The 26,673-nt window shown below is 70.8% G+C and carries 26 protein-coding genes; 18 read left to right on the forward strand and 8 right to left on the reverse strand.

The annotated features are described in order from the left end of the window. Positions 1–281 precede the first annotated feature (281 nt). Entirely contained in the window at positions 282–3,029 is a 2,748-nt protein-coding gene (gene aceE, locus ACIQI8_RS13300; RefSeq protein ID WP_402348477.1) for a pyruvate dehydrogenase (acetyl-transferring), homodimeric type, read from the forward strand. A 68-nt stretch (positions 3,030–3,097) separates the two neighbouring features. Then, positions 3,098–3,856 (forward strand): potassium channel family protein, encoded by a 759-nt coding sequence (locus tag ACIQI8_RS13305; RefSeq protein WP_402348480.1) that lies wholly within the window; start codon positions 3,098–3,100, stop codon positions 3,854–3,856. Positions 3,857–3,879: 23 nt separating this feature from the next. Here the strand turns inward: ACIQI8_RS13305 and ACIQI8_RS13310 are convergent, their stop codons facing one another. Then, positions 3,880–4,167: a small hydrophobic protein gene (locus ACIQI8_RS13310; protein WP_402348483.1), complete on the reverse strand. Its 288-nt coding sequence runs from the start codon at positions 4,165–4,167 to the stop codon at positions 3,880–3,882. A 285-nt stretch (positions 4,168–4,452) separates the two neighbouring features. After that, positions 4,453–5,940, reverse strand: coding sequence for an MFS transporter (locus tag ACIQI8_RS13315; RefSeq protein WP_402350418.1), 1,488 nt, complete (start codon positions 5,938–5,940; stop codon positions 4,453–4,455). Between the two features lie 197 nt (positions 5,941–6,137). On the opposite strand from ACIQI8_RS13315, the gene ACIQI8_RS13320 reads away from it, so the two are divergent. From ACIQI8_RS13320 to ACIQI8_RS13330, 3 genes are all read left to right on the forward strand, one after another. Then, a complete protein-coding gene (locus tag ACIQI8_RS13320; protein WP_402348486.1) occupies positions 6,138–6,764 on the forward strand; it encodes a TetR family transcriptional regulator in 627 nt (208 codons plus the stop codon). A gap of 102 nt (positions 6,765–6,866) precedes the next feature. Further along, positions 6,867–8,084, forward strand: a complete 1,218-nt coding sequence (locus tag ACIQI8_RS13325; protein ID WP_402348489.1) for an alpha/beta hydrolase — start codon at positions 6,867–6,869, stop codon at positions 8,082–8,084. Between the two features lie 57 nt (positions 8,085–8,141). After that, on the forward strand, positions 8,142–9,002 hold the full coding sequence (locus ACIQI8_RS13330; protein ID WP_402350421.1) for a DUF4429 domain-containing protein: 861 nt from the start codon (positions 8,142–8,144) through the stop codon (positions 9,000–9,002). A gap of 65 nt (positions 9,003–9,067) precedes the next feature. Here ACIQI8_RS13330 and ACIQI8_RS13335 read toward each other — a convergent pair whose 3' ends face one another. Both ACIQI8_RS13335 and ACIQI8_RS13340 read right to left on the reverse strand, forming a co-directional pair. Then, entirely contained in the window at positions 9,068–10,084 is a 1,017-nt protein-coding gene (locus tag ACIQI8_RS13335) for an aldo/keto reductase (RefSeq protein ID WP_402348492.1), read from the reverse strand. Then, positions 10,081–10,551 carry a MerR family transcriptional regulator gene (locus ACIQI8_RS13340; protein WP_402348495.1) on the reverse strand — a complete coding sequence of 157 codons (471 nt, stop codon included), beginning with the start codon at positions 10,549–10,551 and terminating at the stop codon, positions 10,081–10,083. The genes ACIQI8_RS13335 and ACIQI8_RS13340 overlap by 4 nt, the downstream gene beginning before the upstream one ends. A 96-nt stretch (positions 10,552–10,647) precedes the next feature. Between ACIQI8_RS13340 and ACIQI8_RS13345 the strand changes: the two genes are divergently transcribed. Next, positions 10,648–11,118 carry a GNAT family N-acetyltransferase gene (locus tag ACIQI8_RS13345; protein ID WP_402348498.1) on the forward strand — a complete coding sequence of 157 codons (471 nt, stop codon included), beginning with the start codon at positions 10,648–10,650 and terminating at the stop codon, positions 11,116–11,118. 18 nt (positions 11,119–11,136) lie between these two features. After that, positions 11,137–11,955: a serine hydrolase domain-containing protein gene (locus ACIQI8_RS13350; RefSeq protein ID WP_402348501.1), complete on the forward strand. Its 819-nt coding sequence runs from the start codon at positions 11,137–11,139 to the stop codon at positions 11,953–11,955. An 8-nt stretch (positions 11,956–11,963) separates the two neighbouring features. Here ACIQI8_RS13350 and ACIQI8_RS13355 read toward each other — a convergent pair whose 3' ends face one another. After that, positions 11,964–12,629 (reverse strand): pirin family protein, encoded by a 666-nt coding sequence (locus tag ACIQI8_RS13355; protein WP_402350424.1) that lies wholly within the window; start codon positions 12,627–12,629, stop codon positions 11,964–11,966. Between the two features lie 61 nt (positions 12,630–12,690). Between ACIQI8_RS13355 and fasR the strand changes: the two genes are divergently transcribed. The 5 genes from fasR to ACIQI8_RS13380 all read left to right on the forward strand — a co-directional run bounded on the left by fasR (position 12,691) and on the right by ACIQI8_RS13380 (position 17,620). After that, positions 12,691–13,893, forward strand: a complete 1,203-nt coding sequence (gene fasR / locus ACIQI8_RS13360) for a fatty acid biosynthesis transcriptional regulator FasR (protein WP_402348504.1) — start codon at positions 12,691–12,693, stop codon at positions 13,891–13,893. Positions 13,894–13,982: 89 nt separating this feature from the next. Continuing rightward, positions 13,983–14,921, forward strand: coding sequence for an ACP S-malonyltransferase (locus tag ACIQI8_RS13365; RefSeq protein ID WP_402348507.1), 939 nt, complete (start codon positions 13,983–13,985; stop codon positions 14,919–14,921). A 16-nt stretch (positions 14,922–14,937) separates the two neighbouring features. Further along, a complete protein-coding gene (locus ACIQI8_RS13370) occupies positions 14,938–15,933 on the forward strand; it encodes a ketoacyl-ACP synthase III (RefSeq protein WP_402348509.1) in 996 nt (331 codons plus the stop codon). Between the two features lie 82 nt (positions 15,934–16,015). Then, positions 16,016–16,264 carry an acyl carrier protein gene (locus tag ACIQI8_RS13375; protein ID WP_004001566.1) on the forward strand — a complete coding sequence of 83 codons (249 nt, stop codon included), beginning with the start codon at positions 16,016–16,018 and terminating at the stop codon, positions 16,262–16,264. 84 nt (positions 16,265–16,348) lie between these two features. Next, positions 16,349–17,620: a beta-ketoacyl-[acyl-carrier-protein] synthase family protein gene (locus ACIQI8_RS13380; protein WP_402348512.1), complete on the forward strand. Its 1,272-nt coding sequence runs from the start codon at positions 16,349–16,351 to the stop codon at positions 17,618–17,620. 115 nt (positions 17,621–17,735) lie between these two features. On the opposite strand, the gene ACIQI8_RS13385 is transcribed toward ACIQI8_RS13380, so the two are convergent. Continuing rightward, positions 17,736–18,230 (reverse strand): DUF3145 domain-containing protein, encoded by a 495-nt coding sequence (locus ACIQI8_RS13385; RefSeq protein ID WP_280876407.1) that lies wholly within the window; start codon positions 18,228–18,230, stop codon positions 17,736–17,738. Positions 18,231–18,499: 269 nt separating this feature from the next. On the opposite strand from ACIQI8_RS13385, the gene ACIQI8_RS13390 reads away from it, so the two are divergent. Both ACIQI8_RS13390 and ACIQI8_RS13395 read left to right on the forward strand, forming a co-directional pair. Then, entirely contained in the window at positions 18,500–19,390 is an 891-nt protein-coding gene (locus ACIQI8_RS13390) for an SGNH/GDSL hydrolase family protein (protein ID WP_402348515.1), read from the forward strand. Between the two features lie 15 nt (positions 19,391–19,405). Beyond that, the gene (locus ACIQI8_RS13395; RefSeq protein ID WP_402348517.1) at positions 19,406–20,389 is read left to right on the forward strand and encodes an aldose epimerase family protein; all 984 of its coding nucleotides are present in this window, start codon (positions 19,406–19,408) and stop codon (positions 20,387–20,389) included. Positions 20,390–20,508: 119 nt separating this feature from the next. On the opposite strand, the gene ACIQI8_RS13400 is transcribed toward ACIQI8_RS13395, so the two are convergent. Further along, positions 20,509–22,926 carry a beta-glucosidase gene (locus ACIQI8_RS13400; protein ID WP_402348520.1) on the reverse strand — a complete coding sequence of 806 codons (2,418 nt, stop codon included), beginning with the start codon at positions 22,924–22,926 and terminating at the stop codon, positions 20,509–20,511. Between the two features lie 102 nt (positions 22,927–23,028). Here ACIQI8_RS13400 and ACIQI8_RS13405 point away from each other — a divergent pair, with 102 nt between their 5' ends. Continuing rightward, the gene (locus ACIQI8_RS13405) at positions 23,029–23,625 is read left to right on the forward strand and encodes a TetR/AcrR family transcriptional regulator (RefSeq protein ID WP_402348522.1); all 597 of its coding nucleotides are present in this window, start codon (positions 23,029–23,031) and stop codon (positions 23,623–23,625) included. 16 nt (positions 23,626–23,641) lie between these two features. Here the strand turns inward: ACIQI8_RS13405 and ACIQI8_RS13410 are convergent, their stop codons facing one another. Next, entirely contained in the window at positions 23,642–24,031 is a 390-nt protein-coding gene (locus ACIQI8_RS13410) for a RidA family protein (protein WP_402348525.1), read from the reverse strand. Positions 24,032–24,080: 49 nt separating this feature from the next. Here ACIQI8_RS13410 and ACIQI8_RS13415 point away from each other — a divergent pair, with 49 nt between their 5' ends. From ACIQI8_RS13415 to ACIQI8_RS13425, 3 genes are all read left to right on the forward strand, one after another. Further along, positions 24,081–25,040 (forward strand): LysR family transcriptional regulator, encoded by a 960-nt coding sequence (locus ACIQI8_RS13415; protein WP_402348528.1) that lies wholly within the window; start codon positions 24,081–24,083, stop codon positions 25,038–25,040. Between the two features lie 65 nt (positions 25,041–25,105). Continuing rightward, entirely contained in the window at positions 25,106–25,987 is an 882-nt protein-coding gene (locus ACIQI8_RS13420; protein WP_402348531.1) for an ATP-binding cassette domain-containing protein, read from the forward strand. Then, positions 25,984–26,640, forward strand: coding sequence for a hypothetical protein (locus tag ACIQI8_RS13425; RefSeq protein ID WP_402348534.1), 657 nt, complete (start codon positions 25,984–25,986; stop codon positions 26,638–26,640). Before ACIQI8_RS13420 ends, ACIQI8_RS13425 begins: the two co-directional genes overlap by 4 nt. Positions 26,641–26,673: the final 33 nt, after the last annotated feature.

Consider the following 26,673-nt stretch of genomic DNA (forward strand, 5'->3'; position numbering starts at 1 on the left):
ACGGGCGGGGCGGATCGCGCAAGTACCCGGCCGTTCAGACCGCCGAAACGGTGACGTTCCTGGCCGTGTCACCCCAACTCCAGGCACGTCGACACGGCCGTAAGTGACCCACACCACACCGTTCTGCCCCCTTTGTGGCATTGAGAACCAGCCGGAGCGCACGTAGGTCTCGGTTACCTCTCAGTAGAGATGACGTTTGCTTTCCCGAGGTACACGATGGGGAACGGTGCAGACAGACCGAAAAGCAGCTCACAGCAGCCCTCTGACAGGTAAGGAACAGCGTGGCTTCCGGATCCGATCGCAACCCGATCATCATTGGCGGCCTTCCGAGTCAGGTTCCTGACTTCGACCCCGAGGAAACGCAGGAGTGGCTCGACTCCCTCGACGCCGCCGTCGACGAGCGCGGCCGCGAGCGGGCCCGCTACCTGATGCTCCGGCTGATCGAGCGGGCGCGCGAGCGGCGCGTGGCCGTGCCCGAGATGCGCAGCACGGACTACGTGAACACCATCGCGACCAAGGACGAGCCGTTCTTCCCCGGCAACGAGGAGATCGAGCGCAAGGTCCTCAACGCGACCCGCTGGAACGCGGCGGTGATGGTCTCGCGCGCGCAGCGGCCCGGTATCGGGGTCGGTGGCCACATCGCCACCTTCGCCTCCTCCGCGTCCCTCTACGACGTGGGCTTCAACCACTTCTTCCGCGGCAAGGACGAGGGCGACGGCGGCGACCAGGTCTTCTTCCAGGGCCACGCCTCCCCCGGCATCTACGCGCGCGCGTTCCTGCTCGACCGCCTCAGCGAGCAGAACATGGACGGCTTCCGCCAGGAGAAGTCCAAGGCGCCCAACGGACTGTCCTCGTATCCGCACCCGCGGCTGATGCCGGACTTCTGGGAGTTCCCGACCGTCTCGATGGGCCTCGGTCCGATCGGCGCGATCTACCAGGCGCGGATGAACCGCTACATGCACGCGCGCGGGATCGCCGACACCTCCAAGTCGCACGTGTGGGCCTTCCTCGGCGACGGCGAGATGGACGAGCCGGAGTCGCTCGGCCAGTTGACCATCGCGGCCCGCGAGAACCTGGACAACCTGACCTTCGTCGTCAACTGCAACCTCCAGCGCCTGGACGGCCCGGTGCGCGGCAACGGCAAGGTGATCCAGGAGCTGGAGTCGGTCTTCCGGGGTGCCGGCTGGAACGTCATCAAGCTGGTCTGGGACCGCTCCTGGGACCCGCTGCTGGCCCAGGACCGCGACGGCGTGCTGGTCAACCGGATGAACACGACTCCGGACGGCCAGTACCAGACGTACGCGACCGAGCCCGGCTCCTACATCCGCGAGCACTTCTTCGGCGACGACCAGCGGCTGCGCGCGATGGTCGAGGGCATGACCGACGACCAGATCCTGCACCTGGGGCGCGGCGGGCACGACCACAAGAAGATCTACGCGGCGTTCAAGGCGGCCACCGAGCACCGGGGCCAGCCGACGGTCATCCTCGCTAAGACCATCAAGGGCTGGACGCTGGGCCCCAACTTCGAGGGCCGCAACGCCACGCACCAGATGAAGAAGCTGACGGTCGCCGACCTCAAGGGCTTCCGCGACCGGCTGCACCTGCCGATCTCCGACAAGGAGCTGGAGTCCGGCCCGCCGCCGTACTACCACCCGGGTCGTGACTCGGAGGAGATCCAGTACATGCACGACCGGCGCAAGTCGCTGGGCGGGTACGTCCCCACGCGCGTCGTGCGGGCCAAGCCGCTCGCGCTGCCGGACGACAAGGTGTACGCGAGTGTGAAGAAGGGCTCGGGCCACCAGTCCATCGCGACGACCATGGCCTTCGTCCGGCTCCTCAAGGACCTCATGCGGGACAAGGAACTCGGCAAGCGCTTCGTACTGATCGCGCCGGACGAGTACCGCACCTTCGGCATGGACTCCTTCTTCCCGAGCGCGAAGATCTACAACCCGCTCGGCCAGCAGTACGAGTCGGTCGACCGTGATCTGCTGCTCGCCTACAAGGAGTCGCCGACCGGTCAGATGCTGCACGACGGCATCTCGGAGGCCGGCTGCACGGCGTCCCTGATCGCGGCGGGCTCGGCGTACGCCACGCACGGCGAGCCGCTCATCCCGGTCTACGTCTTCTACTCGATGTTCGGTTTCCAGCGCACCGGTGACCAGTTCTGGCAGATGGCCGACCAGTTGGCGCGCGGTTTCGTCCTGGGCGCGACCGCCGGACGGACGACGCTGACCGGTGAGGGGCTGCAGCACGCGGACGGCCACTCGCAGCTGCTCGCCTCGACCAACCCGGGCTGTGTCGCGTACGACCCGGCGTACTCGTACGAGATCGCGCACATCGTGCAGGACGGGCTGCGGCGGATGTACGGGCCGACCGCGGACGGGAAGCCGGGCGAGGACGTCTTCTACTACCTGACCGTCTACAACGAGCCCATCCTGCACCCGGCCGAGCCGGAGAACGTGGACGTCGAGGGCATCGTCAAGGGCATCCACCGCGTCGGCGAAGGGACTTCGGGCTCGATCCCGGCGCAGATCCTCGCCTCCGGTGTGGCGGTGCCGTGGGCGGTCGAGGCGCAGCGGATCCTCGCGGAGGACTGGAACGTGCGGGCCGATGTCTGGTCGGCGACCTCCTGGAACGAGCTGCGGCGCGAGGCGATCGACGTCGAGCGGCACAATCTGCTGCATCCCGAGGAGGAGCAGCGGGTTCCTTATGTGACGCGGAAGTTGGGCAACGCGCAGGGTCCGTTCGTGGCCGTGTCCGACTGGATGCGGTCGGTTCCGGACCAGATCGCGCGCTGGGTGCCGGGGACCTACCAGTCGCTGGGCGCGGACGGGTTCGGATTCGCGGACACCCGCGGCGCGGCTCGGCGGTTCTTCCACATCGACGCGCAGTCGATCGTGGTGGCCGTGCTGACGGAGCTGGCAAGGGAAGGGAAGGTCGACCGGTCGGCGCTGAAGCAGGCCATCGACCGGTACCAGTTGCTGGATGTCACGGCTGCGGATCCTGGAGCTGCCGGCGGCGACGCCTAGCCGGAACGACCGAGGGGTGGTGAGGCCGATGGCCTCACCACCCTTTGGTGTTTCTTTACGATGCGGGCATGAAGGAACTATCGGCGCAAGCCCGTTGGGAGCAGCGCACCCAACGGCCCCTGCTGGCGCTCGCGGTGGGGTTCGCCATCGCCTACGCCGTGCCGATCGTGGACAAGACCGCCGGGCATTCGCTGACGACGGTGTGCACGGCGGTCGAGTGGGTGGTGTGGGGCGCGTTCGCCGGGGACTACCTGGTGCGGCTGGCGATGAGCCGGCAGCGCACGCAGTTCGTCCGGACGCACTGGCTGGACCTGTGTGCCGTACTGCTGCCGCTGCTCCAGCCGTTGCGGCTGCTGCGCATGGTGTCCACGCTGATGCTGGTGGGGCGGCGGGCGCGGATGGCCTCGCAGATCCAGCTGACGACGTATGTCGTGGGCGCCGTCGTCGGGCTGCTGATGTTCGGGTCGCTGGCCGTGCTGTCGGTCGAGCGGGACTCGCCGAACGGGAACATCCGGACGTTGGGTGACGCCCTGTGGTGGTCGTTCACGACGATGACGACCGTGGGGTACGGGGACCACGCGCCGACCACCGGGCTCGGGCGGATGGTCGCCGTCGGGCTGATGCTGTCCGGGATCGCGCTGCTCGGTGTGGTGACCGCGAACATCGCCACGTGGTTCCTCGCGCGGTTCGAGAAGGACGACGTGGAGGAGCGGCGGCAGACCGAGGCCATCGAGGCGCTCACCGAGGAGGTACGGGCGCTGCGCGCCGAGGTCGCGGCGTTGCGCGAGCCGTCCGCGCCGTTGCGGGAGCCGTCGGCCAAGACATGACCGGAGTTGATGGCGGGTCCGGTCTAGAGGAACAGCCAGTAGATCGCCAGGAGCGTGTCGAGCGCGCCCAGGACCACGGCCACCAGGGCCGGGACCGGACGGGTCCTGGACCAGGACCAGGTGCGGCCCATGGCGAACCAACCGCAGACGACCGCGACCGGGCCGAGGATCAGGCCCAGTACGAAGAATCCCGCGATCGCGCAGACGACTCCGACGATTCCCAGCGTCGCGCGGTCCGGCCCGGTCCGTGACCTCATGCGGCCACGCGAGCGGGGGTACTTGCGCGTTTTGCTGCCGAAGCCCGCCATCATCAACTCCCTCGGCCCCGGAGTCCGTTCGGGGCTCAGAAGTGCGGGTACCCCCGATCCGGCCGCTCATCGCCCCGGGCCTGCGGCGCGCTGTCCCCCTCCGGCAGCGCGCCGCGGTCCCGAGTCACCCCCTGCGGAGGGCTTGACCCACTGTGACCTGCGGCGCGTGCCGAACAGAAGGAATCTTTAGCGTCTTCACCCTGATAGGCGAAGTCCGTTGAAAACCCGTCAGGGACTCGTGGAACCCGGCGGGGAAGCCCGACAGACCGTCCGCCGGACCCCGTCCCGTCAGATGTGGCCCACGCCCGCGCCCGCCTCCGCGTTCGCACCGCGTTTGGTGAGGAAGGCGACGAAGACCGCCACGACCGCCACCCCGCACGCGACGAGGGAGGCGAGGCTCATGCCGGAGATGAAGGTGTCGTGCGCGACGTCGGCGATCTTCGCGGCGATCGCCTCGGGCGTGCCCTTGGCGACGGGTGCCACGCCTACCTGGACGGCCTCGGAGGCCTGGTCAAGCTGGCTCGGGGTGAGCTCGGGGAGCCCGGCGCCCTTCCAGTTGGCCGCCAGGTCGCTGTCCACCTTGGACGCCATCACACCGCCGAGGACCGCGGTGCCGAGGCTGCCGCCGATCTGCATCGCGGCCTGCTGGAGACCGCCGGCGACACCGGAGAGCTCCATCGGCGCGTTGCCGACGATGACCTCGGTGGCGCCGACCATGACCGGCGCGAGGCCGAGGCCGAGCAGGGCGAACCAGATGGACATCACGGCGCTGCCGGTGTCCGTCTCCAGCGTCGACATGCCGTACATGGCGATCGCGACGGATGCCATGCCGCCGGCCAGCGGGATGCGCGGGCCGAGCTTGGTGATCAGGGCGCCCGCGAGCGGGGAGCCGACGATCATCATGCCGGTGAGGGGAAGGAGGTGCAGGCCCGCGTCGATGGGGCTCATCCCGTGCACGTTCTGCAGGTAGAACGTCACGAAGAACAGGCCGCCCATGAAGGCGATGGCCATCAGGACCATCAGCACCACACCCGCGGACAGCGCGACCGAGCGGAACAGGCCCAGCGGGATCAGCGGCTCCTTGACCTTCGTCTCCCAGAAGGCGAAGAGCGCGAAGCCGAGGACCGCCGCGGCCAGGAACGCCCAGGTCTTGCCGTCGCCCCAGCCCCACGCCGGGGCCTTGATGAGGGCCCAGACCAGGCAGAACATCGCGCCGGACAGCAGGCCGATGCCCAGGAGGTCGAAGGAGCGCGGCGCGTTCTCGGCGCGGTGGTCCAGCAGGATCACCAGGCCCAGGATCAGGGCGATGATGCCGACGGGCACGTTGATGAAGAACACCGACTGCCAGTTGACGTGCTCGACCAGGACACCGCCGAGGATCGGGCCGCCCGCGGTGGAGGCGCCGATGACCATGCCCCAGATGCCGATCGCCATGTTCAGCTTCTCGGCCGGGAAGGTGGCGCGCAGCAGGCCGAGCGCGGCCGGCATCAGCAGCGCGCCGAACAGACCCTGCAGCACGCGGAAGGTGACGACCGCGGCGATGCTGCTGGACAGGCCGATGGCGCCGGACGCGGCGGCGAAGCCGGTGACGCCGATCAGGAAGGTCTGGCGGTGCCCGAAGCGGTCGCCGAGCTTGCCGGCGGTGATCAGGGAGACCGCGAGGGCCAGGAAGTAGCCGTTGGTGATCCACTGGACGTCGGCGAAGCTCGCGCCCAGGTCCTTCTGGATGGCCGGGTTGGCGATGGCCACGATGGTGCCGTCCAGGGCCACCATCATGACCCCGACGGCGACCGTGATGAGGGTGAACCAGGGGTGGCCGCGCAGCCCGGCGCCCGGCGCCTTGTCCGACGGGACCGTTGGTGCCTTGTCCCCCGACCCCGCCGTCTCGATGGTGGTCTGACTAGTCATACCGCGAGGCTAATGACAGCCGCTGACAATTGACAAACCAATTCACAAGTCGGTAACTGACGCATATGGAAACACTGCGCGAACGCAAGAAACAGCGCACCCGGGACGAGCTGCTGCGCGCCGCCGTCGAGTTGTTCACCTCCCGCGGTTACGAGCGGACCACCGTCGACGACATCGCGGCCGCCGTCGACGTCTCCCAGCGCACCTTCTTCCGCTACTTCGCCGGCAAGGACGAGGCCGCCCTCGCGCTGCACGACCTGGTCACCGACCGCTTCATCGAGGCGGTGCGCGAGCGGCCCGCCCACGAGGCGCCGCTGGAAGCGCTGCGCCGGGCGGTGCTCGGGAACTGGGACGCCCTCAACGAGATCGTCGAGTCGGTCGTCCCGCTGGAGAGCTTCCTGCGCATGTACCGGGTGATCGAGTCGACGCCGGTGCTGCTGGCGGCGCATCTGCGGCACAGCGAGGAGACCGAGGAGACCATCGCGCGCGTGCTCGCCGAGCGCGAAGGCCTGGACGTGGACGCCGATCCGCGACCGCGGCTGGCCGTCGCCGTCTTCGGCGGGGTGATGCGGGTGGTGGAGCGGCAGTGGACCCGGCGCGAGGACCTCGGTCTGGCGGCGATGCGCGAGCTGACGAACACCTACCTCGAACAGGTGGGACCCGCACTCACGGACAGCTGGCGAACACACTGAGGAACCTTCGGAACCTTTGAGGTCAACGCCACGGTTATCGAAACGTGATCTCGGTCACTCGGCTCACGCGAGACCGTCCCGTTCTCCTAGTGTGTCCTCCCAGTGACTTCCTTCGACACCTCCCCGCAACTGAACGTCTGGCGCGCACTGCTCGCGCTGGCCGTCGTTTTCGTGATGCTGGCGACCACGGGCTGGACGGCCCTGCGCAGCCACCACGACAGGACCCCGCTCCAGGCCTCGCGCTCCTCCTGGGAGCACGGCCACCTGCACGGACACCGGCTGCCGGACCCGGACGCGGCCCCCGCCGCGCTCTCCCGGTTCTTCGCCTCGCTCACCGTGCAGCAGCGCACCGACCTGGCGCGCCGCTACCCCCTCGCGGTCGGCAACATGAACGGCGCCCCCGTCGCCCTGCGCTACCGCGCCAACCGCCTCGCGCTCGCCAAGCAGCGCAGGGTGGAGGCCAAGCGCATGCACGACAGCCGGCTCTCGCCCTCCGGGCAGCACGAGGCCGGCCGCCGGATGCACCGCTACGAGGCGCTCATGCACCCGGGCCGGCACATCCTCGCCTTCGACCCCGAGGGTGCCGGCCGGATCGCCGAGGTCTTCGGCAACCTCCAGCACGCCGAGCGCGTCTCGGTCGTCGTCCCCGGCGTCGACACCGACCTGCTCACCTTCCAGAAGACCAACAAGCCGTACTCGGCACCGGTCGGCATGGCCAAGTCGCTCTACAACGCGGAGCAGGCGGCCGACCCCTCGACGCGTACGGCCGTGATCGCCTGGGCCGACTACACCGCGCCCGCCGGACTCGGCATCGACTCGGCGACCGCGATGCGCGCCAAGGACGGCGCGGTCCGGCTGAACGCCCTGGTCCGCGCCCTGCCCGGCAAGGCGCCGATCTCACTGTTCTGCCACAGCTACGGCTCCGTGGTGTGCGGGGTCGCCGCGCACACGCTGCCGCGCCGGGTGGCCGACATAGCGGTGGCCGGCAGCCCCGGCATGCGCACCGAGAAGGCCTCCCATCTGCACACCTCCGCACAGGTGTGGTCGATGCGGGACGCCACCGACTGGATCCAGGACGTGCCCTATCTGGAGCTCGGCGGGCTCGGCCACGGCGCCGACCCGGTCTCCTCGGCCTTCGGGGCGCGGGTGCTGTCGGCACAGGGCGCGAAGGGCCACGGCGGCTATTTCGAGCCGGACACCGAGAGCCTGCTCAACTTCGCCGAGATCGGCGTCGGCGCGTACGGCTCTGTGCGGTGCGCGCGTGACAACGACGCCTGCCACGCCGGTTTGTCCGGCGCGGCGCCGACCGGACGCGCGTAGAGGCGCAGGAACTGCGGTCTGCGCGAGATGGCGACGAAGAAGCGCTCCGCGCATACGATGAGCCGCATGGGTGACGTACTGGCCGGATTTCACGCTGCCTGGGAGTTCGAGTCCGACTCCGTGCTCATCCGCTACGAGCGCGGAATTCGGACACCCAAGCTGTTTCAGGCGCTGGGGGAACGGCGTGTCCCGCTCGACGCGATCGCCGGGGTGACGCTGACTCCCGGCAAGCGCGGCACCGTGGTCCTGCGGATCGCTCCGCGGGTCGGGGCGGATCCACTGATGGAGGCGGCGGCGGGGCAGCTGAAGGAAGCGTGTGATCCCTACCGGCTGGTGCTGTCCGCCGAGCGCGAGACGCTCGCCGAGTACTACGCGGACGAGTTGCGGGCGCGGCTGAGCGGGGACGGTGAGCCCGCGGAGCGGTTCCTGGTGGAGGCTCCCGAAGCGCCCCGGGCGTTCAAGGCGTACGACGCGAAGGCGTCCTTCGACGGGAAGACCGTGCACTTCCGGTGGTTCTGGACCGGGGCGTCGTCGGCGAAGTGGAAGGCCGGGGACCAGAGTTTCCCGGTGACGGAGCTGAGTGGTGTCGAGTGGCGCTCGCCCGAGGTGTTCGAAGGGCATCTGCGGTTGCTGCGACGGGATGTGGGCGCGCAGCCGGCGCAGGCGGATCAGGATCCGGCGGCCGTGGTGTTCGGGCTGGGGTACGGGCCCGTGCACGAGTCGTTGCCGTTCGCTGCGGCGGTGTTGGCGGCGGTTCGGGATCGGGGGCCGGTGGCGGCGGTGTCGGCCGGTGCGCCGAGGCGCGATCCGGCCGACATCGCCGAGAGGATCCGTCACCTGGGAGAGCTGCATCAAGCAGGGCTCGTCACGGACGAGGAGTTCTCCGTGAAGAAGGCGGAGTTGCTGGCTGAGTTGTGAGGTGCTTCGTCGGGTGCGGGTTCGTGGGGGCTGGTCGCGCAGTTCCCCGCGCCCCTACCCGGCATTCACTCGCGGCCCGCTGAAGAGAACCGCATGTCCGCGTAGCGGTCTCCCGCCACCTTCGACGCGATCGGCTCCAGGGCCGCCAGTTCCTCGTCCGTCAGGACGATGGCCGTCGCGCCCGCGTTCTCCTCCACCCTGCTCGGCTTGCGCGTGCCCGGGATCGGGACGACCGGCAGGTTGTGGACCGTTGCCTGTTGCTGGGCCCAGGCCAGGGCGATCTGGCCGAGGGAGGCTTCGTGGGCCGCGGCGACGGTGCGGATGGGGTCCAGGAGGGCCGCGTTGGCCGCCGCGTTCTCGCCCGTGTAGCGGGGCTGCTGGCGGCGGAAGTCGTCGGAGGTGAGTTCCTTGTCGGCGTTGGTGAAGGAGCCGGTGAGGAAGCCCCGTCCGAGCGGGGAGTAGGGGACGAGGGCCACGCCCAGTTCGCGCGCGGCCGGGACCACGTTGGGCTCGATGTCCCGGCTGAACAGGGACCACTCGGACTGCACGGCCGCGATCGGGTGGATCGCGTGGGCCGCGCGGAGTTCCGCCGCCGTGACCTCGCTCAGGCCCAGGTGCTTGACCTTGCCCTGGCGGACCAGTTCGGCCATGGCGCCGACGGACTCCTCGATCGGTACGTTCACATCGCGCCGGTGCATGTAATAGAGGTCGATCTCGTCGACGTCCAGGCGCTTGAGGCTCGCCTCGACGGCCTGGCGGATGTACGGCGGGTCGTTGCGGATGACCCGGCGCGTGGGCTCGCCCGGCGGGATCGACAGGGCGAACTTGGTCGCGATGACGACCTGGTCGCGGTTGGCCTTGAAGAAGGGGGACAGGAAGCGCTCGTTCTCGCCCTGGCCGTACGCGTCCGCCGTGTCGTACAGCGTGATCCCCAGTTCGAGGGCGCGCTCCAGGGTGGCGCGGGACTCCTGCGCGTCCGAGGGGCCGTAGGCGAAGCTCATGCCCATGCAGCCCAGGCCCTGGACGCCGACCTCCGGACCGGTGGCGCCGAGTCGTACGGTCGGGATCCTGCCGTTCGTCATCGCACTTTCTCCGCCTCGTAGGCGCGGGCGCCGTCGGCGTCCGCGTAGAAACTGATCTTCCGGTCGAGCACCGCGAGCGTGTCCTGGAGCTCGGCGATCCGGGCCACGACGTCCCGGCGGGTCGCTTCGAGGAGCTCGAAACGGTCGCCGAAGGTGTGGTCGCCCTCGCGCACGAGTTCGGCGTACCGGACCATGTCGGCGACCGGCATGCCGGTGAGCCGCAGCTTGCCGACGAGGTCGAGCCAGTCGAGGTCGCGGTTGGTGTAGCGGCGCTGGCCGGTGTGGGAGCGGTCGACGTGCGGCATGAGCCCGATGCGCTCGTACCAGCGCAGGGTGTGCGCGGTCAGGCCGGTGAACGCGACGACCTCGCTGATCGTGTAGCTGTCCTCGCCCTCGGGGCGCCGGTGCGGGTGGGGCGGGGCGCCGCAGAGGTCGGTCCTGGTGGGGGTGGTCTCCATCACCGTCATGCGCTCAACGCTATGGCCTTGGAGTGCACTCCAAGCAAGCGGAACAGGTAATAAATCGGCAGGACGGGGTTGCCGGGCGGTCGCTAGCGTACGGGCATGAGTCTCGTACGTCGTGCGGTGCCGGAGGACGCGCCGGAAGTGCTGCGTCTGCGCCAGGTGATGATCGACGCCCTGCCGGGGTCGGACGGGTCCACGCAATGGCATGCCGAATCGCTGCCGACCCTGCGGGAGAAGCTGGGCGAGCGGGACGGGGACTTCGCCGCGTTCGTCGTGGACCATCCCGAGCGGCCCGAGGGGCTGGCCGCGCTGGTCGTGGGGACCGTCGACTACCGGATCGGGAAGTCCGGCGATCCGCGCGGGGTGGTCGGCTACGTCTTCAGCGTGGCGACCGATCCGGACGCGCGGCGGCGCGGGTACGCGCGCGCGTGCATGGAGGAGCTGCTGTCCTGGTTCCGCGAGCGGGGTGCCGCCCGGGTCCACCTGACCGCGTCGCCGCAGGCCGAGCCGCTGTACGTCTCCCTCGGCTTCCGGCCCAAGCCGGACCCCTTGCTGGAGCTGCACCTGTGAGCGCATAGGCTCGACGGCATGTCGCTGAAGAGCCTCGCGCTGATCGAGAACTGGGCGGTTCCCACCGCCGCGGCCGGCGCCGTGCGCGTGGACGGCACGCTCCTGGGCACGCACGGCCCGGCGGACCACCGTTTCCCGCTGGCCTCGGTCACCAAGCCGCTCGCGGCGTACGCCGCCCTCGTCGCGTACGAGGAGGGGGCGATCGACCTCGACGAACCGGCCGGGCCGCCCGGGGCGACGGTGCGGCACCTGCTCGCGCACACCTCGGGCCTGGCCTTCGACGAACACCGCGTGACGGCGCCGCCCGGTGAGCGGCGGCTGTACTCCAACGCCGGTTTCGAGCAGCTCGGCGAGCACATCGCCACGGCGACGGAGATCCCCTTCGCCGACTATCTGCACCAGGCGGTCCTCGAACCGCTGGGCATGAACGCCACCTCCCTCGACGGCTCTCCCGCCAAGGACGGTGTCTCGACGGTCCAGGACCTGCTCCGGTTCGCCGCCGAGGTCCAGGCCCCGCGTCTGCTCGACCCGCGCACGGTCGCCGAGGCGATGACGGTCCAGTACCCGGGCACCAAGGGCGTCCTACCGGGCTACGGCCACCAGAACCCCAACGACTGGGGCCTCGGCTTCGAGATCCGCGACTCCAAGTCCCCGCACTGGACGGGCGGTTCGTCCTCGCCGCGCACCTTCGGCCACTTCGGCCAGTCGGGTACGTTCCTGTGGCTCGACCCGGACGCGGGCGCGGCCTGCGTGGCCCTGACGGACCGGGCGTTCGGACCGTGGGCGGTCGAGGCGTGGCCGGCGTTCACGGATGCGGTGCTCGCCGAACTCCCTTAGTCCGGGCCCTAGTTCCGGCCCTGGCCCGCCATCTCCCACACCAGCAGCTCCACGGGCGTCACCCCCACCGCCTCGACCCCCTTGGCGTCGGTGATGCGGGCCGCGTCACCGGCCCCCAACTCCTCGCCGTCCAGCCCGACTTCACCGCGCACGACATGCACGTAGACAAAGGCCCCGTCCGGCACCGCCGTCCGCTCCCCCGCCCTCAACCGCCGCACATGCAGCATCGCGCCCGCCTCCGGGACGGCGTACGGCGTGGAGTCGGCGATGCCGTGGACGATCTCGTAGGCGGGTTCGCCACCGGGCTCCAGCGGGGCGAGCCACATCTGGACGAAGACAAGAGGCACCGGCCCGGCATTGCGCTCGACATGCCGTACCCCCGCCCCGGAACTGAGCCGCTGCACGTCCCCGGCCCTGACGACGGTCTCGTGGCCCGCCGAGTCCCGATGGGTCAGCTCCCCGTCGGCCACCCACGTCACGATCTCGGTGTGGCTGTGCGGGTGCTCGTCGAACCCGGCACCCGGAGCGAGCCGCTCCTCGTTGCAGGCGATCACCGCCCCGAACCGAAGGTTGTCGGGCTCGTAGTGCGGCCCGAAGGAGAAGGCGTGCCAGGACTCGATGCCGGCCGCCGGCTCCCCACCTGGATAGCGCTCAGCAGCGCGCCGCACATCCATCACGCCCCCACGGTAGCCCCGACTTCCCACGCCCCCGTCCCGATAAGGCAGTCTTGTCCCCGTGCCCGAACCCGAAGCCAGCAAGCCCGGCGCCCCGGTGCCCGTCCATTCGCACTCCGCGACCCTGAGGCGCCTCGAGAAGTCGTCCGGAAGTCTCGCCGCGCAGGCCATCGCGCGGATGGACGAGACGCTGCCGTGGTACCGGGCGATGCCCCCGGAGAACCGTTCCTGGATCGGGCTGGTCGCCCAGGCGGGTATCGCCGCGTTCACCGAGTGGTTCCGGCGGCCCGACGCCCCGCAGGCGATCTCGACGGACGTGTTCGGCACCGCGCCGCGTGAGCTGACCCGGGCGATCACGCTGCGGCAGACGGTCGAGATGGTGCGGACCACCATCGAGGTCATGGAGTCCGCGATCGACGAGGTCGCGGCCCCCGGCGACGAGAACGTGCTGCGCGAGGCGCTGCTGGTGTACGCCCGCGAGATCGCCTTCGCCACCGCCCAGGTGTACGCCCAGGCCGCCGAGGCACGCGGTGCCTGGGACGCGCGCCTGGAGTCCCTCGTGGTCAACGCGGTGCTCAGCGGGGAGGCCGACGAGGGCGCCGTCAGCCGGGCCGCCGCCCTCGGGTGGAACGCGCCCGAACATGTCTGCGTGGTCCTGGGGACCGCGCCCGACGGGGACTCCGAGCTGACGGTCGAGGCCATCCGGCGGGCCGCCCGCCACGCCAAGCTCCAGGTGCTCACCGGCGTGCTCGGCGACCGGCTCGTGGTGATCGCCGGCGGCAGCGACAACCCGATCGCCGTCGCCAAGTCGCTGATCGGGCCTTTCGCCGCCGGTCCCGTGGTGGCCGGACCCGTCGTGCCCGACCTGCTCGCCGGAACCCGGTCCGCGCAGGCCGCGGCCGCCGGGCTCAAGGCGTGTTCGGCCTGGCAGGACGCCCCGCGGCCGGTCCTCGCGGACGATCTGCTGCCGGAGCGCGCGATGGCCGGTGATCCCGGCGCGCGCGAGCAGTTGGTGGAGGAGATCTACAGACCGCTGGAGGAGGCCGGGTCGGCCCTCCTGGAAACCCTCTCGGTCTATCTCGAACAGGCGAGCAGTCTCGAAGGCGCCGCCCGGATGCTCTTCGTGCACCCGAACACCGTGCGCTACCGGCTTCGACGTGTGACTGACGTCACCGGCTGGTCGCCGTCGGATGTACGGTCGGCGTTCACGTTGCGCATCGCGCTGATCCTGGGGCGTCTGGCCGATGGAGATCCCCAGACCTAGCCTTTTGTCGGGGCTCCACAAAAGCGCCTCGTGTTCTTCGTCCCTGTCCCCACGGGCGGTCGTGGCCGTCCACAAGAGAGAGTGTGAGAGTGCTCGTACTCGTCGCTCCCGGCCAGGGCGCTCAGACGCCCGGCTTCCTGACTCCCTGGCTCGACCTCCCCGGTGCCGCCGACCGCGTCGCCGCGTGGTCGGACGCCATCGGCCTGGACCTCGCCCACTACGGCACACAGGCCGACGCGGACGCGATCCGTGACACCGCCGTCGCCCAGCCGCTGCTGGTCGCCGCCGGGCTCCTGTCCGCCACCGCCCTCGGCGACGTCACCCCGGGCGCGGTCGCGGGCCACTCCGTCGGCGAGATCACCGCGGCCGCCTTCGCGGGCGTCCTGGACGACTCCGCCGCCCTCACCCTCGTCCGCAAGCGGGGTCTGGCCATGGCCGACGCCGCCGCGATCACCGAGACCGGCATGTCGGCGCTGCTCGGCGGCGACCCCGAGGTCTCCGTCGCGCACCTGGAGAAGCTGGGCCTGACCCCGGCGAACGTGAACGGCGCGGGCCAGATCGTCGCGGCCGGCACGCTGGAGCAGCTCGCCGCGCTCGCCGAGGACAAGCCCGAGGGCGTCCGCAAGGTCGTCCCGCTCAAGGTCGCCGGCGCCTTCCACACCCACCACATGGCCCCGGCCGTCGACGCGCTGGCCAAGGCCGCGGCCGACCTCGCGCCGGGCGACCCGAAGCTCCCGTACGTCTCCAACAAGGACGGGCGTACGGTCGCCACCGGCGCGGAGATCCTGCAGCGGCTGGTCGGCCAGGTCGCCAACCCGGTCCGCTGGGACCTGTGCATGGAGACCTTCAAGGAGCTCGGCGTCACGGCCCTGATCGAGGTGTGCCCCGGCGGCACCCTGACCGGCCTCGCCAAGCGCGCGCTGCCCGGCGTGAAGACGCTGGCCCTCAAGACCCCCGACGACCTCGACGCGGCTCGCGAGCTCATCGCCGAGACGCTCACATCTGCCGCTGACGCGGCGGGTGCCTGACAAGGAGCCCGAGAGCATGTCGAAGATCAAGCCCAGCAAGGGCGCCCCGTACGCGCGCATCCTGGGCGTCGGCGGCTACCGCCCGACCCGGGTCGTGCCGAACGAGGTGATCCTCGAGACGATCGACTCCTCCGACGAGTGGATCCGGTCGCGCTCGGGCATCGAGACCCGGCACTGGGCGAACGCCGAGGAGACGGTCGCCGCGATGTCCATCGAGGCGTCCGGCAAGGCGATCGCGGACGCGGGCATCTCCGCCGAGCAGATCGGCGGCGTGATCGTCTCGACCGTCTCGCACTTCAAGCAGACGCCGGCCGTGGCAACCGAGATCGCCGACAAGCTCGGCACGAACAAGGCCGCCGCGTTCGACATCTCGGCGGGCTGCGCCGGCTTCGGCTACGGCCTGACCCTCGCCAAGGGCATGGTCGTCGAGGGCAGCGCGGAGTACGTCCTCGTCATCGGCGTGGAGCGGCTGTCCGACCTGACCGACCTGGAGGACCGCGCGACGGCCTTCCTGTTCGGCGACGGCGCGGGCGCGGTCGTGGTCGGCCCCGCCACGGAACCGCACATCGGTCCGACCGTGTGGGGCTCCGAGGGTGACAAGTCGGACACCATCAAGCAGACCGTGCCGTGGACCGAGTACGACAGCACGGGCAAGTTCCCTGCGATCACGCAGGAGGGCCAGGCGGTGTTCCGCTGGGCCGTGTTCGAGATGGCGAAGGTCGCCCAGCAGGCGCTGGACGCGGCCGGAATCACCGCGAACGACCTGGACGTCTTCATTCCCCACCAGGCCAACGAGCGGATCATCGACTCGATGGTGAAGACACTGAAACTGCCGGAGCACGTCACGGTCGCGCGTGACGTACGCACCACCGGCAACACCTCGGCCGCCTCGATTCCGCTCGCGATGGAGCGGCTTCTGGCGACCGGTGAGGCGAAGAGCGGCGACACCGCGCTCGTCATCGGCTTCGGGGCGGGTCTCGTGTACGCCGCGACGGTCGTTACCCTCCCCTAGGCACTGCGTGCCGGATCATCACCAACGATCCGGTACGGCACCACCGCCAAACCCTCTGGATCACAAAGAAGGAGCGCCTGACATGGCCGCCACTCAGGAAGAGATCGTCGCCGGTCTCGCCGACATCGTGAACGAGATCGCCGGCATCCCGGTTGAGGACGTCCAGCTGGACAAGTCCTTCACCGACGACCTGGACGTCGACTCGCTGTCCATGGTCGAGGTCGTCGTCGCCGCCGAAGAGCGCTTCGACGTCAAGATCCCCGACGAGGACGTCAAGAACCTCAAGACGGTCGGCGACGCGACCGACTACATCCTCAAGCACCAGGGCTGAGCCACCGCTCAGGCCTGACTGCATGGCCCCGCCACCCGGCGGTGGCGCCGCTGAATCCTCGTAATCGTTGGAGAAAGAATTCCCGTGAGCCCGACCAATCGCACCGTGGTCGTCACCGGTATCGGCGCAACCACACCGCTGGGTGGCGACGCAGCCTCGACCTGGGAGGGACTGGTCGCCGGACGTTCCGGCGTCAAGCCCCTGGAGCAGGAGTGGGCCGCCGAGCAGGCGGTCCGTATCGCCGCGCCGGCCGCCGTGGACCCTTCCGAGGTCATCCCGCGTCCGCAGGCCCGCCGTCTGGACCGCTCGGCGCAGTTCGCGCTGATCGCGGCCAAGGAGGCGTGGGCCGACGCCGGTTTCACCGACAAGGCAGGTGACGATGCCGCGGTCGACCCCGACCGCCTGGGCACCGTCATCGCCTCCGGGATCGGCGGTGTGACGACCCTGCTCGACCAGTACGACGTGCTGAAGGAGAAGGGCGTCCGCCGCGTCTCCCCGCACACCGTTCCCATGCTGATGCCGAACGGCCCGTCCGCCAACGTGGGGCTGCTCGTGGGCGCCCGCGCGGGCGTGCACACGCCGGTCTCCGCCTGCGCCTCGGGCGCCGAGGCCATCGGCTACGCCATCGAGATGATCCGCACCGGCCGCGCCGACGTCGTCGTTGCGGGTGGCACGGAGGCGGCCATCCACCCCCTGCCCATCGCCGCGTTCGGCAACATGATGGCGATGTCCAAGAACAACGACGACCCGCAGGGCGCCTCGCGTCCCTACGACACCGGCCGGGACGGCTTCGTCCTCGGCGAGGGCGCCGGCGTGATCGTCCTTGAGTCCGCCGAGCACGCCGCCAAGCGCGGCGCCCGGGTGTACGCCGAGGCGGTCGGGCAGGGCATCTCCGCCGACGGCCACGACATCGTGCAGCCCGAGCCGGAGGGGCGCGGCATCTCGCACGCCCTGCAGAACCTGCTCGACAACACCGACCTGGACCCGGCGGAGATCGTGCACGTGAACGCGCACGCGACCTCGACGCCAGCCGGTGACGTGGCGGAACTGAAGGCGCTGCGCAAGGTGTTCGGCGACGACGCGGACCACATGGCGGTCTCCGCGACCAAGTCGATGACCGGTCACCTGCTCGGCGGCGCCGGCGGTGTCGAGACGGTCGCGACCGTCCTCGCGCTGTACAACCGGCTCGCCCCGCCGACCATCAACGTCGACAACCTCGACCCGGAGGCGGAGGCCAACGCGGACGTCGTCCGCGGCGAGGCCCGCAAGCTGCCGGTCGAGGGCCGTATCGCCGCGCTGAACGACTCGTTCGGGTTCGGCGGGCACAACGTGGTGCTGGCGTTCCGTACGGTCTGAGCTTCGCTGTGAACGGCGTGTGGCCCGCTCCCCGGGTTGGGGGCGGGCCACACGCCGTCTTTCGTCCAACGGCCGGTGGGGGCTGGTCGCGCAGTTCCCCGCGCCCCTGGTCGGCTCACACGACCTGATGCAACCAGCGCACCGGCGCGCCCTCACCGGCATACCTGAACGGCTCCAACTCGTCGTCCCACGGCTTGCCGAGCAGCTTGGCGATCTCCGCTTCCAGGTCCGTCTCGCCCTGTTGGGAGCGGATCAGGGCCGCGCGCAGGCGGTCCTCCGGGATGAGGATGTCGCCGTGGATGCCGGTGACGGCGTGGAAGATGCCGAGTTCGGGGGTGCAGCTGTAGCGCTCGCCCTCGGCTGTGGCGCACGGCTCGGCGGTGACCTCGAAGCGCAGCAGGTGCCAGCCGCGCAGCGCGGAGGCGAGTTTGGACGCGGTGCCGGGCTGGCCCTGCCAGGAGAACTCCGAGCGCCAGGTGCCGGGCGCGGCCGGTTGCCGGATCCAGTCGAGATTGACGCGGGTGCCGAGCACGCCGGCTACGGCCCATTCGACGTGTGGGCACAGCGCGCGCGGCGCGGAGTGCACGTACAGAACTCCACGTGTCGTCACCGGGACCTCCGGGCTGAGCGGGACATCTTGCTGACTGGCGGGCGGTTGTGGCGGGCGGGCCACGTTGATGGCGAGGCTACCGTGCGGCGGCGCAAGGAGTGTGACGTACCGTCCGTCCTGATGCCCACAAACACCTGCCATTCACCCGGCAGGACGCCTGTACGGCGTGAACCGTTGCACGCCGGGTGGTTCGGGAACTCTCGCGCGTTGTTATGGACGGAGACCGGTGGATGTCCGCCGGTGTGCGCCGAGTGAGGGGATCATCGCCGATGCGGAAGCCCAGCCACCGCTCCCGGACCGTGCTGGCGGCCGTGACGGCGACCGTCCTGGGGGTCGCGGGCTGTGACGCGGCCGGTGGCAACTCCCCGGCGCCGGACGGCACGAAGGCGAAGCAGGCGAAGCCGTCCCCACCGGCCTGGGACGTGAGTCCGGGCTCCGTCGCCGCCGTGGGCGACTCCATCACGCGCGGCTTCGACGCCTGTTCGGTGCTGTCGGACTGCCCGGAGGTGTCGTGGGCCACGGGCGACAGTGAGCAGGTGGACAGTCTCGCCGTACGGCTGCTGGGGCGGGCGAAGGCGGCCGAGCACAGTTGGAACTACGCGGTCACCGGCGCCCGGATGGCCGACCTGTCGGGGCAGATCGCGCAGGCGGCCGTGAAGAAGCCGCAGTTGATGACGGTGATGGTGGGCGCGAACGACGCCTGCCGCTCCTCGACCTCGGCGATGACCTCGGTGGCCGACTTCCGCACCGACTTCGAGGACGCCCTGAGCTCACTGCGCACGCGACTGCCGAAGACGCAGGTGTACGTGGCGAGCGTGCCGAACCTGAAGCGGCTGTGGTCCCAGGGGCGCACCAACGCGCTGGGCAAGCAGGTGTGGAAGCTCGGCATCTGCCCCTCGATGCTGGCCGACGCGGACGCGCTGGACTCGGCGGCGACCCTGCGCCGGGACACCGTGCAGCAGCGGGTCGAGGACTACAACAAGGTCCTCAAGGAGGTCTGCGCCAAGGACGAGCGGTGCCGATTCGACGGCGGCGCGGTCTACGACTACCGATTCGGCACCGACCAGTTGAGCCACTGGGACTGGTTCCACCCGAGTGTGAACGGCCAGGCGCGACTGGCGGAGATGGCCTACCGTGCCGTCGTCGCCAAAGGGGCGTGATTTAGGGTCTCGCTCATGAGCGAACAGTTCGGCACACTTTCCGACGGCACCCCGGTGCACCGCTGGACCCTGGAGCGGTCCGGCGTCCGGGTGCGGATCCTCTCCTACGGCGGGATCGTGCAGTCGGTCGAGGTCCCGGACCGGGAGGGGCGGACCCAGAACGTGGTGCTCGGGTTCGCCGACCTGGACGGCTACCTCACCCATCCCGAGCCGTATCTCGGCGCCCTGGTCGGCCGCTACGCCAACCGGATCGCCGGCGGCCGCTTCCCGCTGGACGGCGTGACGTACGCGCTCGCGCAGAACACCCCGCCCAACTCCCTGCACGGCGGCGAGCGTGGCTTCGACAAGCGCGTGTGGGAGGTGACACCGGTGGCTCCCGAGGAGGGGCACGGGGTACGGCTGAGCCGGGTCAGTCCGCATGGCGAGGAAGGGTTTCCGGGCCGGGTCGAGGTCTCGGCGACCTACACGCTCGACGACTCGGGCGCGCTGCGCATCGCCTACGAGGCGGTGACGGACGCGCCGACCGTGGTGAACCTGACGAACCACTCGTACTGGAACCTGGCCGGCGGCGGGAACGCGGGCGGGCACGAACTGCGGCTCGCCGCCTCCCACTACACCCCCGTCGACGCCGATCTGATCCCGACCGGCGTGCCGGCAGGGGTCGCGGGCACGCGGTTCGACTTCCGGGAGACGCGGAAGGTCGGGGCGGGCTACGACCACAACTTCGTGCTCGACGGCGGGGTGACGCCCGCTCCCCGCGAGGTCGCCGAGCTGCACGACCCGGCGTCCGGGCGCGTGCTGACCGTCTCGACCACCGAACCGGGTCTCCAGCTGTACACCGCGGAGCACCTGCCCGAGCCCTTCTCCCCCGGCGACGCCGTCGCCCTGGAGACCCAGCACTTCCCCGACTCCCCCAACCGGCCCGACTTCCCGAGCACGGTGCTGCGACCGGGCGAGGTGTACCGGTCGGAGACGGTGTACGGGTTCGGCGCCCGCTGAGGGCCGTTGAGGGCCCTTGAGCGAACCGCTTGGTCCGCCGAGGGCCCCTGGAACCACTTCGCCCCGGTCCAGGGGTCAGGTCCCGGACCGGGGCAGTTCGTGGGGAGGCTCGTCCCGCCTCAGACGTTAATCGTCGCGGTGATCCTGCGGTCGGTGATCGAGCGACCGACCTGGATCTCGTACGAACCCTTCACAAACGACCACCCGTTGGCCGTCTCGTCCCAGATCTCGAAGGTGCGGCGCGGGAGTTCGATGACGGCCTCGGTGGTCTCGCCCGGACCGGCCCCGACGCTCGCGAATCCGGCCAGCCAGCGGCCGGGGCGGTCGGCACTGGGTTCGGCGGGAGCCAGGTAGAGCTGGACGACCTCGCGGCCGGGGCGCGTGCCGGAGTTGCGGACGCGGATCGTGGCGGTCGTGCCGTCCACGTCGACCGACTCGTACGTCCAGTCGGTGTAGCCGAGGCCGTGGCCGAAGGGGTACGAGGGGGCGCGACCCTCCTTCTCCCAGGCGCGGTAGCCGATGAAGACGCCCTCGGTGTACGGGAGTTCGCCGTCGACCGGGGTCACCTGGGTGACCGGGGCGTCGGCCAGGGCGCCCCAGGTGGTGGGCAGCCGGCCGCCCGGCTCGTGCGTGCCGGTGAGGACGTCCGCGAGGGCCGCGCCGCCTTCCTGGCCGGGGAACCAGCTGAGCAGGACGGCGGACACGTCGTCGCGCCAGGGCAGCTCGACCGGGGAGCCGGAGTTGACGACCACGACGGTGTTCGGATTGACGGCGGCGACGGCGCGGACCAAATCGTCCTGCCGACCCGGGAGTTGCAGGTCCTTGCGGTCGAAGCCCTCCGACTCGACGCGTTCGGTGGTGGCGACCACGACGACCGCGGTGTCGGCGGCGCGGGCCGACTCGACGGCCTCGGCGATCAGTTCGTCCTCGTCGCGCTGCGGTTCCTGGTGGGCGAGGGCGAAGGCGACGACCTTGAAGGGGACGCCCTCGGGGAGCGAGAAGACGTGGGTGAGGGAGACCTCGACCGGTTCGCCGGCGACGAGTTCGGCCTGGGCGCGGGGCACCGGGGCGCCGAAGATGGCCTCGAAGGGGTCGCTGTCGTCGGCGGGGCGCTGGACGTCCTCGTAGTACGTGGTGCCGGCGACGGTGAGGGTGAAGGGGCCCATGCCCTTGATGCCGAAGGTGTGCGGGCCGCTGTCGCGCGGGGTGAAGGTGCCGGTCAGCTCCACCGTGTGCAGGTTCTCGTGGGTGACGCCGACCGGGAGGTCCGAACCCATCCACTGGATGTGGCCGTTGGGCACGGATCGCGTGCCGATGACCTCGCCCGCCGCGTCCCGGCAGATCGTGGTCAGCTCGAACCCCTTGTCGGCGACGGCGAGTTCGGTGGCGGGGTCGGCGCCGACGGCGTAGGTGAGGGTGCCGTCGGGGAGGGCGGCGGTGAGGCCGTCGAGCGGGGAGACGATGTGGGAGGGGAAGACGGTGGCGGAGCCGCCGCCGAGGACACGGGCGTCGCGGGCGGCGGCGCCGATGAGGGCGACCGTGCGGTTGGCCCGCAACGGCAGGGCGCCCTGCTCGTTGCGGACGAGGACGAAGGAGCGGCGGGCGATCTCGCGGGCCAGCTCCTCGCCGTCGACGGGGTCGGGCAGTTCGGTGACGGCGGGCTCGGCGCCCTCCAGGATGCCGACGCGGGCGGCGAGCCGCAGGACCCGGCGGACGGCCTCGTCGACGGTGGCCTCCTCGACCTCGCCGTCCCTGACGGCCTTGGCGAGGGCCTCGCCGTACACGGTCCGCGGGCCCGGCATCGCGACGTCCAGACCGCCCTCGACGGCCGCGACCGTGTCGCGGGCGGCGCTCCAGTCGGAGACGTTGTAGCCGTCGAAGCCCCATTCGCCGCGCAGGACTTCGTTCACCAGATACCGGTGCTCGGTCATCGTCGTGCCGTTGACCGTGTTGTAGGCGGTCATGATGCCCCAGGGGTGGGCGTTCTCGACGATGTGCTCGAAGGGGGCCAAGTACAGCTCGCGCAGGGCGCGTGGGGAGACGAGGTTGTCGACGGTGAAACGGTCGGTCTCGGCGTCGTTGGCGACGAAGTGCTTGACGGTGGTGCCGACACCGCCCGCCTGTACGCCCTCGACGTACTGGGCGCCGATCCGTCCCGTCAGGTACGGGTCCTCGCTGTACGCCTCGAAGTGCCGCCCGCCGAGCGGGGACCGGTGCAGGTTGACCGTGGGCGCGAGGAGCACGTGGACGCCCTTGCGACGGGCCTCCTGGGCGAGCAGCGTGCCGGCCCGGCGGGCCAACTCCGGGTCCCAGGTGGCCGCGAGGGCGGTCGGGGAGGGCAGGGCGACGGACGGGTCGTCGGCGCTCCAGCGCACACCCCGGACGCCGATCGGTCCGTCGGACATGACCAGGGACCGCAGGCCGATCTCCGGCAGCGCGGGCAGGGACCAGGTGTCCTGGCCGGCCAGCAGACGGGCCTTGGCGTCCAGGTCCAGCTTGCCGAGCGCGACCTCGACGACCGATTCCGTTCCCCCCATGGGAGTGCCTCCTCATTGAGTGCCTACGGGCCCTCTCATCCTGCCTCGATTACCTGTAGAGCGGTAGGTTTCGTTACCTCCCAGTTATTTTTCGCGCGCCGCGTGCCGTACCGTGACGGCATGAGGGCCAGGAGCGAGGAGCGGCGGGCGGAGATCGTCCGGGCCGCCCTTGAGGTGATCGCCGAGCGCGGCTACCGGGGGGCGAGCCTCGCGGCGGTGGCCGAGCGGGTCGGGCTGACCCAGCAGGGGCTGCTGCACCACTTCCCGACGAAGGAGGCGCTGCTGGTGGCCGTCCTGAGGGAGCGGGACCGGTGGGACGCGGTGCCGGAGACCGGGTGGCGGGTGGATCTGCTCGCCGCCCTGGTCGAGTACAACGCCATGCGCCCGGCGATCATCCAGACCTTCTCGGCGCTGCTCGGCGAGAGCGTGACCGAGGGGCATCCGGCGCGGGAGTACTTCACCGAGCGGTACACACGGGTGCGGGCGAACATGGCGGACGTGCTGCGCGCCGAGTACGGCGACCGCCTCCCGAACGGCCTCACGCCCGAGCGGGTCGCCCCGCTGCTGGTCGCGGTGATGGACGGGCTCCAGTACCAGTGGCTGCTCGATCCGGAGTCGGTGGACATGCCCGGAGCCTTCCGGGACTTTCTCGCGCTGCTGGGCGAGGAAAGGGGCGGGGAAGGGGGCGGGGCGGCCTGAGCCGGCCGGACGGTGGTCAGTGCGGCGCGGGCACCGCCGCCACGACCTCGATCTCGATCTGCGCCTCCGGGCGGAACAGCCGCGAGGCCTCGAAGGTCATGCTCGTCGGCGGCGTCCCGGTCAGGAACTCCCGCCGTACGGCGCCGTATTCGGGCAGCTTGTCGATGTCGGTGAGGTACGAGCGGATGTTGATGACGTGGTCCAGGGTCGCCCCGTGGGCCCTCAGCAGAGCCTCCAGCGCCTTGAAGATCCCGCGCGTCTGCTCGGCCATGGTGTCGCCCTCGGCGATCTGGCCCGAGACGAACAACAGGGCGCTGCCGTCGGGGTGTTCGACCCGGGCGACCTGGGAGTAGTAGGGGCTCGCGGGCTGGGGCGCGGTGGGCGGACTGTCCAGGGTGATACGCATGCCGCCGACGCTAGGCGCGGCCATGTGATGCGACAAGCGAATGTCTAGCATGGCTGACATGCCGAATCAGCATCACGCGAGTTCGCGGACGACACCGGCCGCCCCGGACGTCTCGACGATCTGGCTGCGCGTGTTCCTGGAGGTCGCCCGGCACGGTTCGTTCACGGTGGCCGCGCGGGCGCTCGGGTGGACCCAGTCGGCCGTGTCCCGCCAAATCTCCGCGCTGGAGGGTGCGTTGGGCGGCGCACCGCTCTTCGACCGCCTGCCGCGCGGAGTGCGGCTCACGGAGGCCGGCCGGCTCCTCGTGCCGTACGCGGAGTCCGTCGTGGAGATCCTGTACGGCGTGGCCCGCGAGTTGACCGACCTGCGCGAAGTGGCGGGCGGGCGGCTGCGGTTCGGGGCGTTCCCGACCGCGGACGCGGAGCTGGTGCCGCACGCCCTGGCCGCGTTCCGCGCCCGGCACCCCGGCATCCACGTCTCGCGCGAGGAGGGACTCACCCCCAGGCTCCTGGACCGGCTCACCACCGGCCACCTCGACCTGGCGATCGTCTCGACGACGGCCGGCGCCCCGCTGGAGTCGTACGAACTGCACCATCTCCTCGACGAGTCCCTGTACGTCGCCGTCCCCGCCGGCCATCCGCTGGCGGGCTCCACCTCCCCCATCCGCCTCGGCCGCCTCGCCGACGCCGACTGGATCTCCGGCAGTCCCCGCCCCGAGGGCACCCTCCTGCACGCGGCCCTGCGCCAGGACTTCCGCCCCCGCGTGGCGCACGTGGTCGCCGAGTGGACCGCCAAACAGGGCTACGTCGCCGCCGGCCTCGGCGTCGCCCTGGTCCCGGCGCTCGCCGCCGGGTCCGTACGCCCGGACATCGCGCTGCTGCGGGTGCTCGACGAGGGGGCGCCGGCGCGGGCGGTGTACGCGGCGACGGCACGGGGGCGGACACCCGCGGCGGCGGTCGAGGCGTTCGTGGGAGTGCTGCGGGAGGCGGCGGGGCGGGTGGCGGGGTGAGTACCGGGGCAGGTGCCGGGGCGGGTGTCCTAGCGTGGAGGCGCAGATCGCACCGAGGAGCCGACTTGTTACGTTGCGAGTCCGTCAGCAAGCGCTACGGCAGGGGCAGTTGGGTTCTCCAGGACGTGGACCTGGAGGTCTCGGGCGGTGACGTCCTCGCGGTGGTGGGTGCCAACGGCTCGGGCAAGTCGACCCTGTTGAGGATCCTCGTGGGACTGTCCCGGCCCACGTCAGGGCAAGTGGCGGGCAGACCGCGGCACATCGGCTGGGTACCGGACCGCTTCACCGCCCACGAGCGGATCTCCGCGCTCTCCTACCTCACCCACATGGGACGCATCCGAGGCCTGTCCGGCGCGGCGGCCCGGACCCGGGCGGGTCACCTCCTGGACCGGCTGGCCCTGGTGGGTGGCGGGGACGCGTCGCTGCGCACCCTGTCCAAGGGCAACGCCCAGAAGGTGGCGCTCGCCCAGGCGCTGCTCGTCGAGCCCGAGCTGCTGGTTCTCGACGAGCCGTGGTCGGGCCTGGACGCGTCGGCGCACGGGGTGCTGGCCGAGTTCATCGCGGAAGTCGCCGCCGGTGGCGGGGCGGTGGTCTTCACCGACCACCGCGAGGCGATCACCGAGACCCGTGCGACCGGCGTCCACGCCATCGACGACGGACGGGTGAGTCCGCGTGGCGGACAGCGATCGGCCGGGCGGGACGCGGAGGTCGAACTGACGCTGACCGCGCCGGTCACCGGCGTCCGGCCCCGCGAGGTGAACTGGTCCGCCCTGCCCGGCGTGACGGAGGCCGCGAGCCGGGACGGCGTGATCGTCCTGCGCGTCGGGCGGGAGCACTCGGACGCCGTGCTCCTGACGGCGCTGCGACAGGGTTGGTCGGTGGAGAGTCTCACCAGGCCGGGCACCGGTCACGCCTCCCTCTGGGACACGCGGAGGGCCGTCCGGTGATCGCCCTGGTGCGCTACCTGTTCACGGTGATGCTGCTCTCGCAGCGCTATCTCGCGCCGCTCCTGCTGTTCGTCGGCCTCCTCGCGGTGCTGACCAGCAGCGACTCGGGGCCGCTCGCCGCGACCTACGGCTCGGCGGCCGGCGCCATGCTGGTCTGCTCCGTCTGGCTCACCATGGCGCTGATCGGGCTGGAGGACGGCACGCACCGCTCGGTCGTCGTCGTCACCACGGGCAGCCATCTGCGGGTGCTGCTCGGTTCGGTCGGTACGGCCGCCCTGTGGTGCCTGCCGCTGACGGTGGCCGGCCTCCTGCTGCCGCTGGCGTTCGGCTCGCACACCTTCACCTTCGCGGACGCGGTCCTGGGGACCGAGGCCCAACTCACCTGCGCCTGCACGGGTATCGCGATCGGGGTGCTCTGCTCCCGGCTGCTCTTCCGCCGCCAGGGCCACGCGCTGCTGCTGGCCCTGATCCTGCTGTTGGCGGCGCTGCTGGCCAGGGGGATCTCCCCGGTGTACGTATTGCTCGCCGATCTGCAGAGCGCCTCCGACTCCGCGGATCTCCTCGGCTCCACCGCGGTCCTGCTCGCTATCTCCGCGGGGGTCCTGGCGGCCTCGGTGGCGATCACGCAGGCGATCAGCCTGAGAAGGAGCTGAGTCGGCTAGGTACGCCTACTCAGGCGCTCCCGC

This window comes from Streptomyces sp. NPDC092369 (genome assembly GCF_044755245.1).
Taxonomy (GTDB): Bacteria; Actinomycetota; Actinomycetes; order Streptomycetales; family Streptomycetaceae; genus Streptomyces.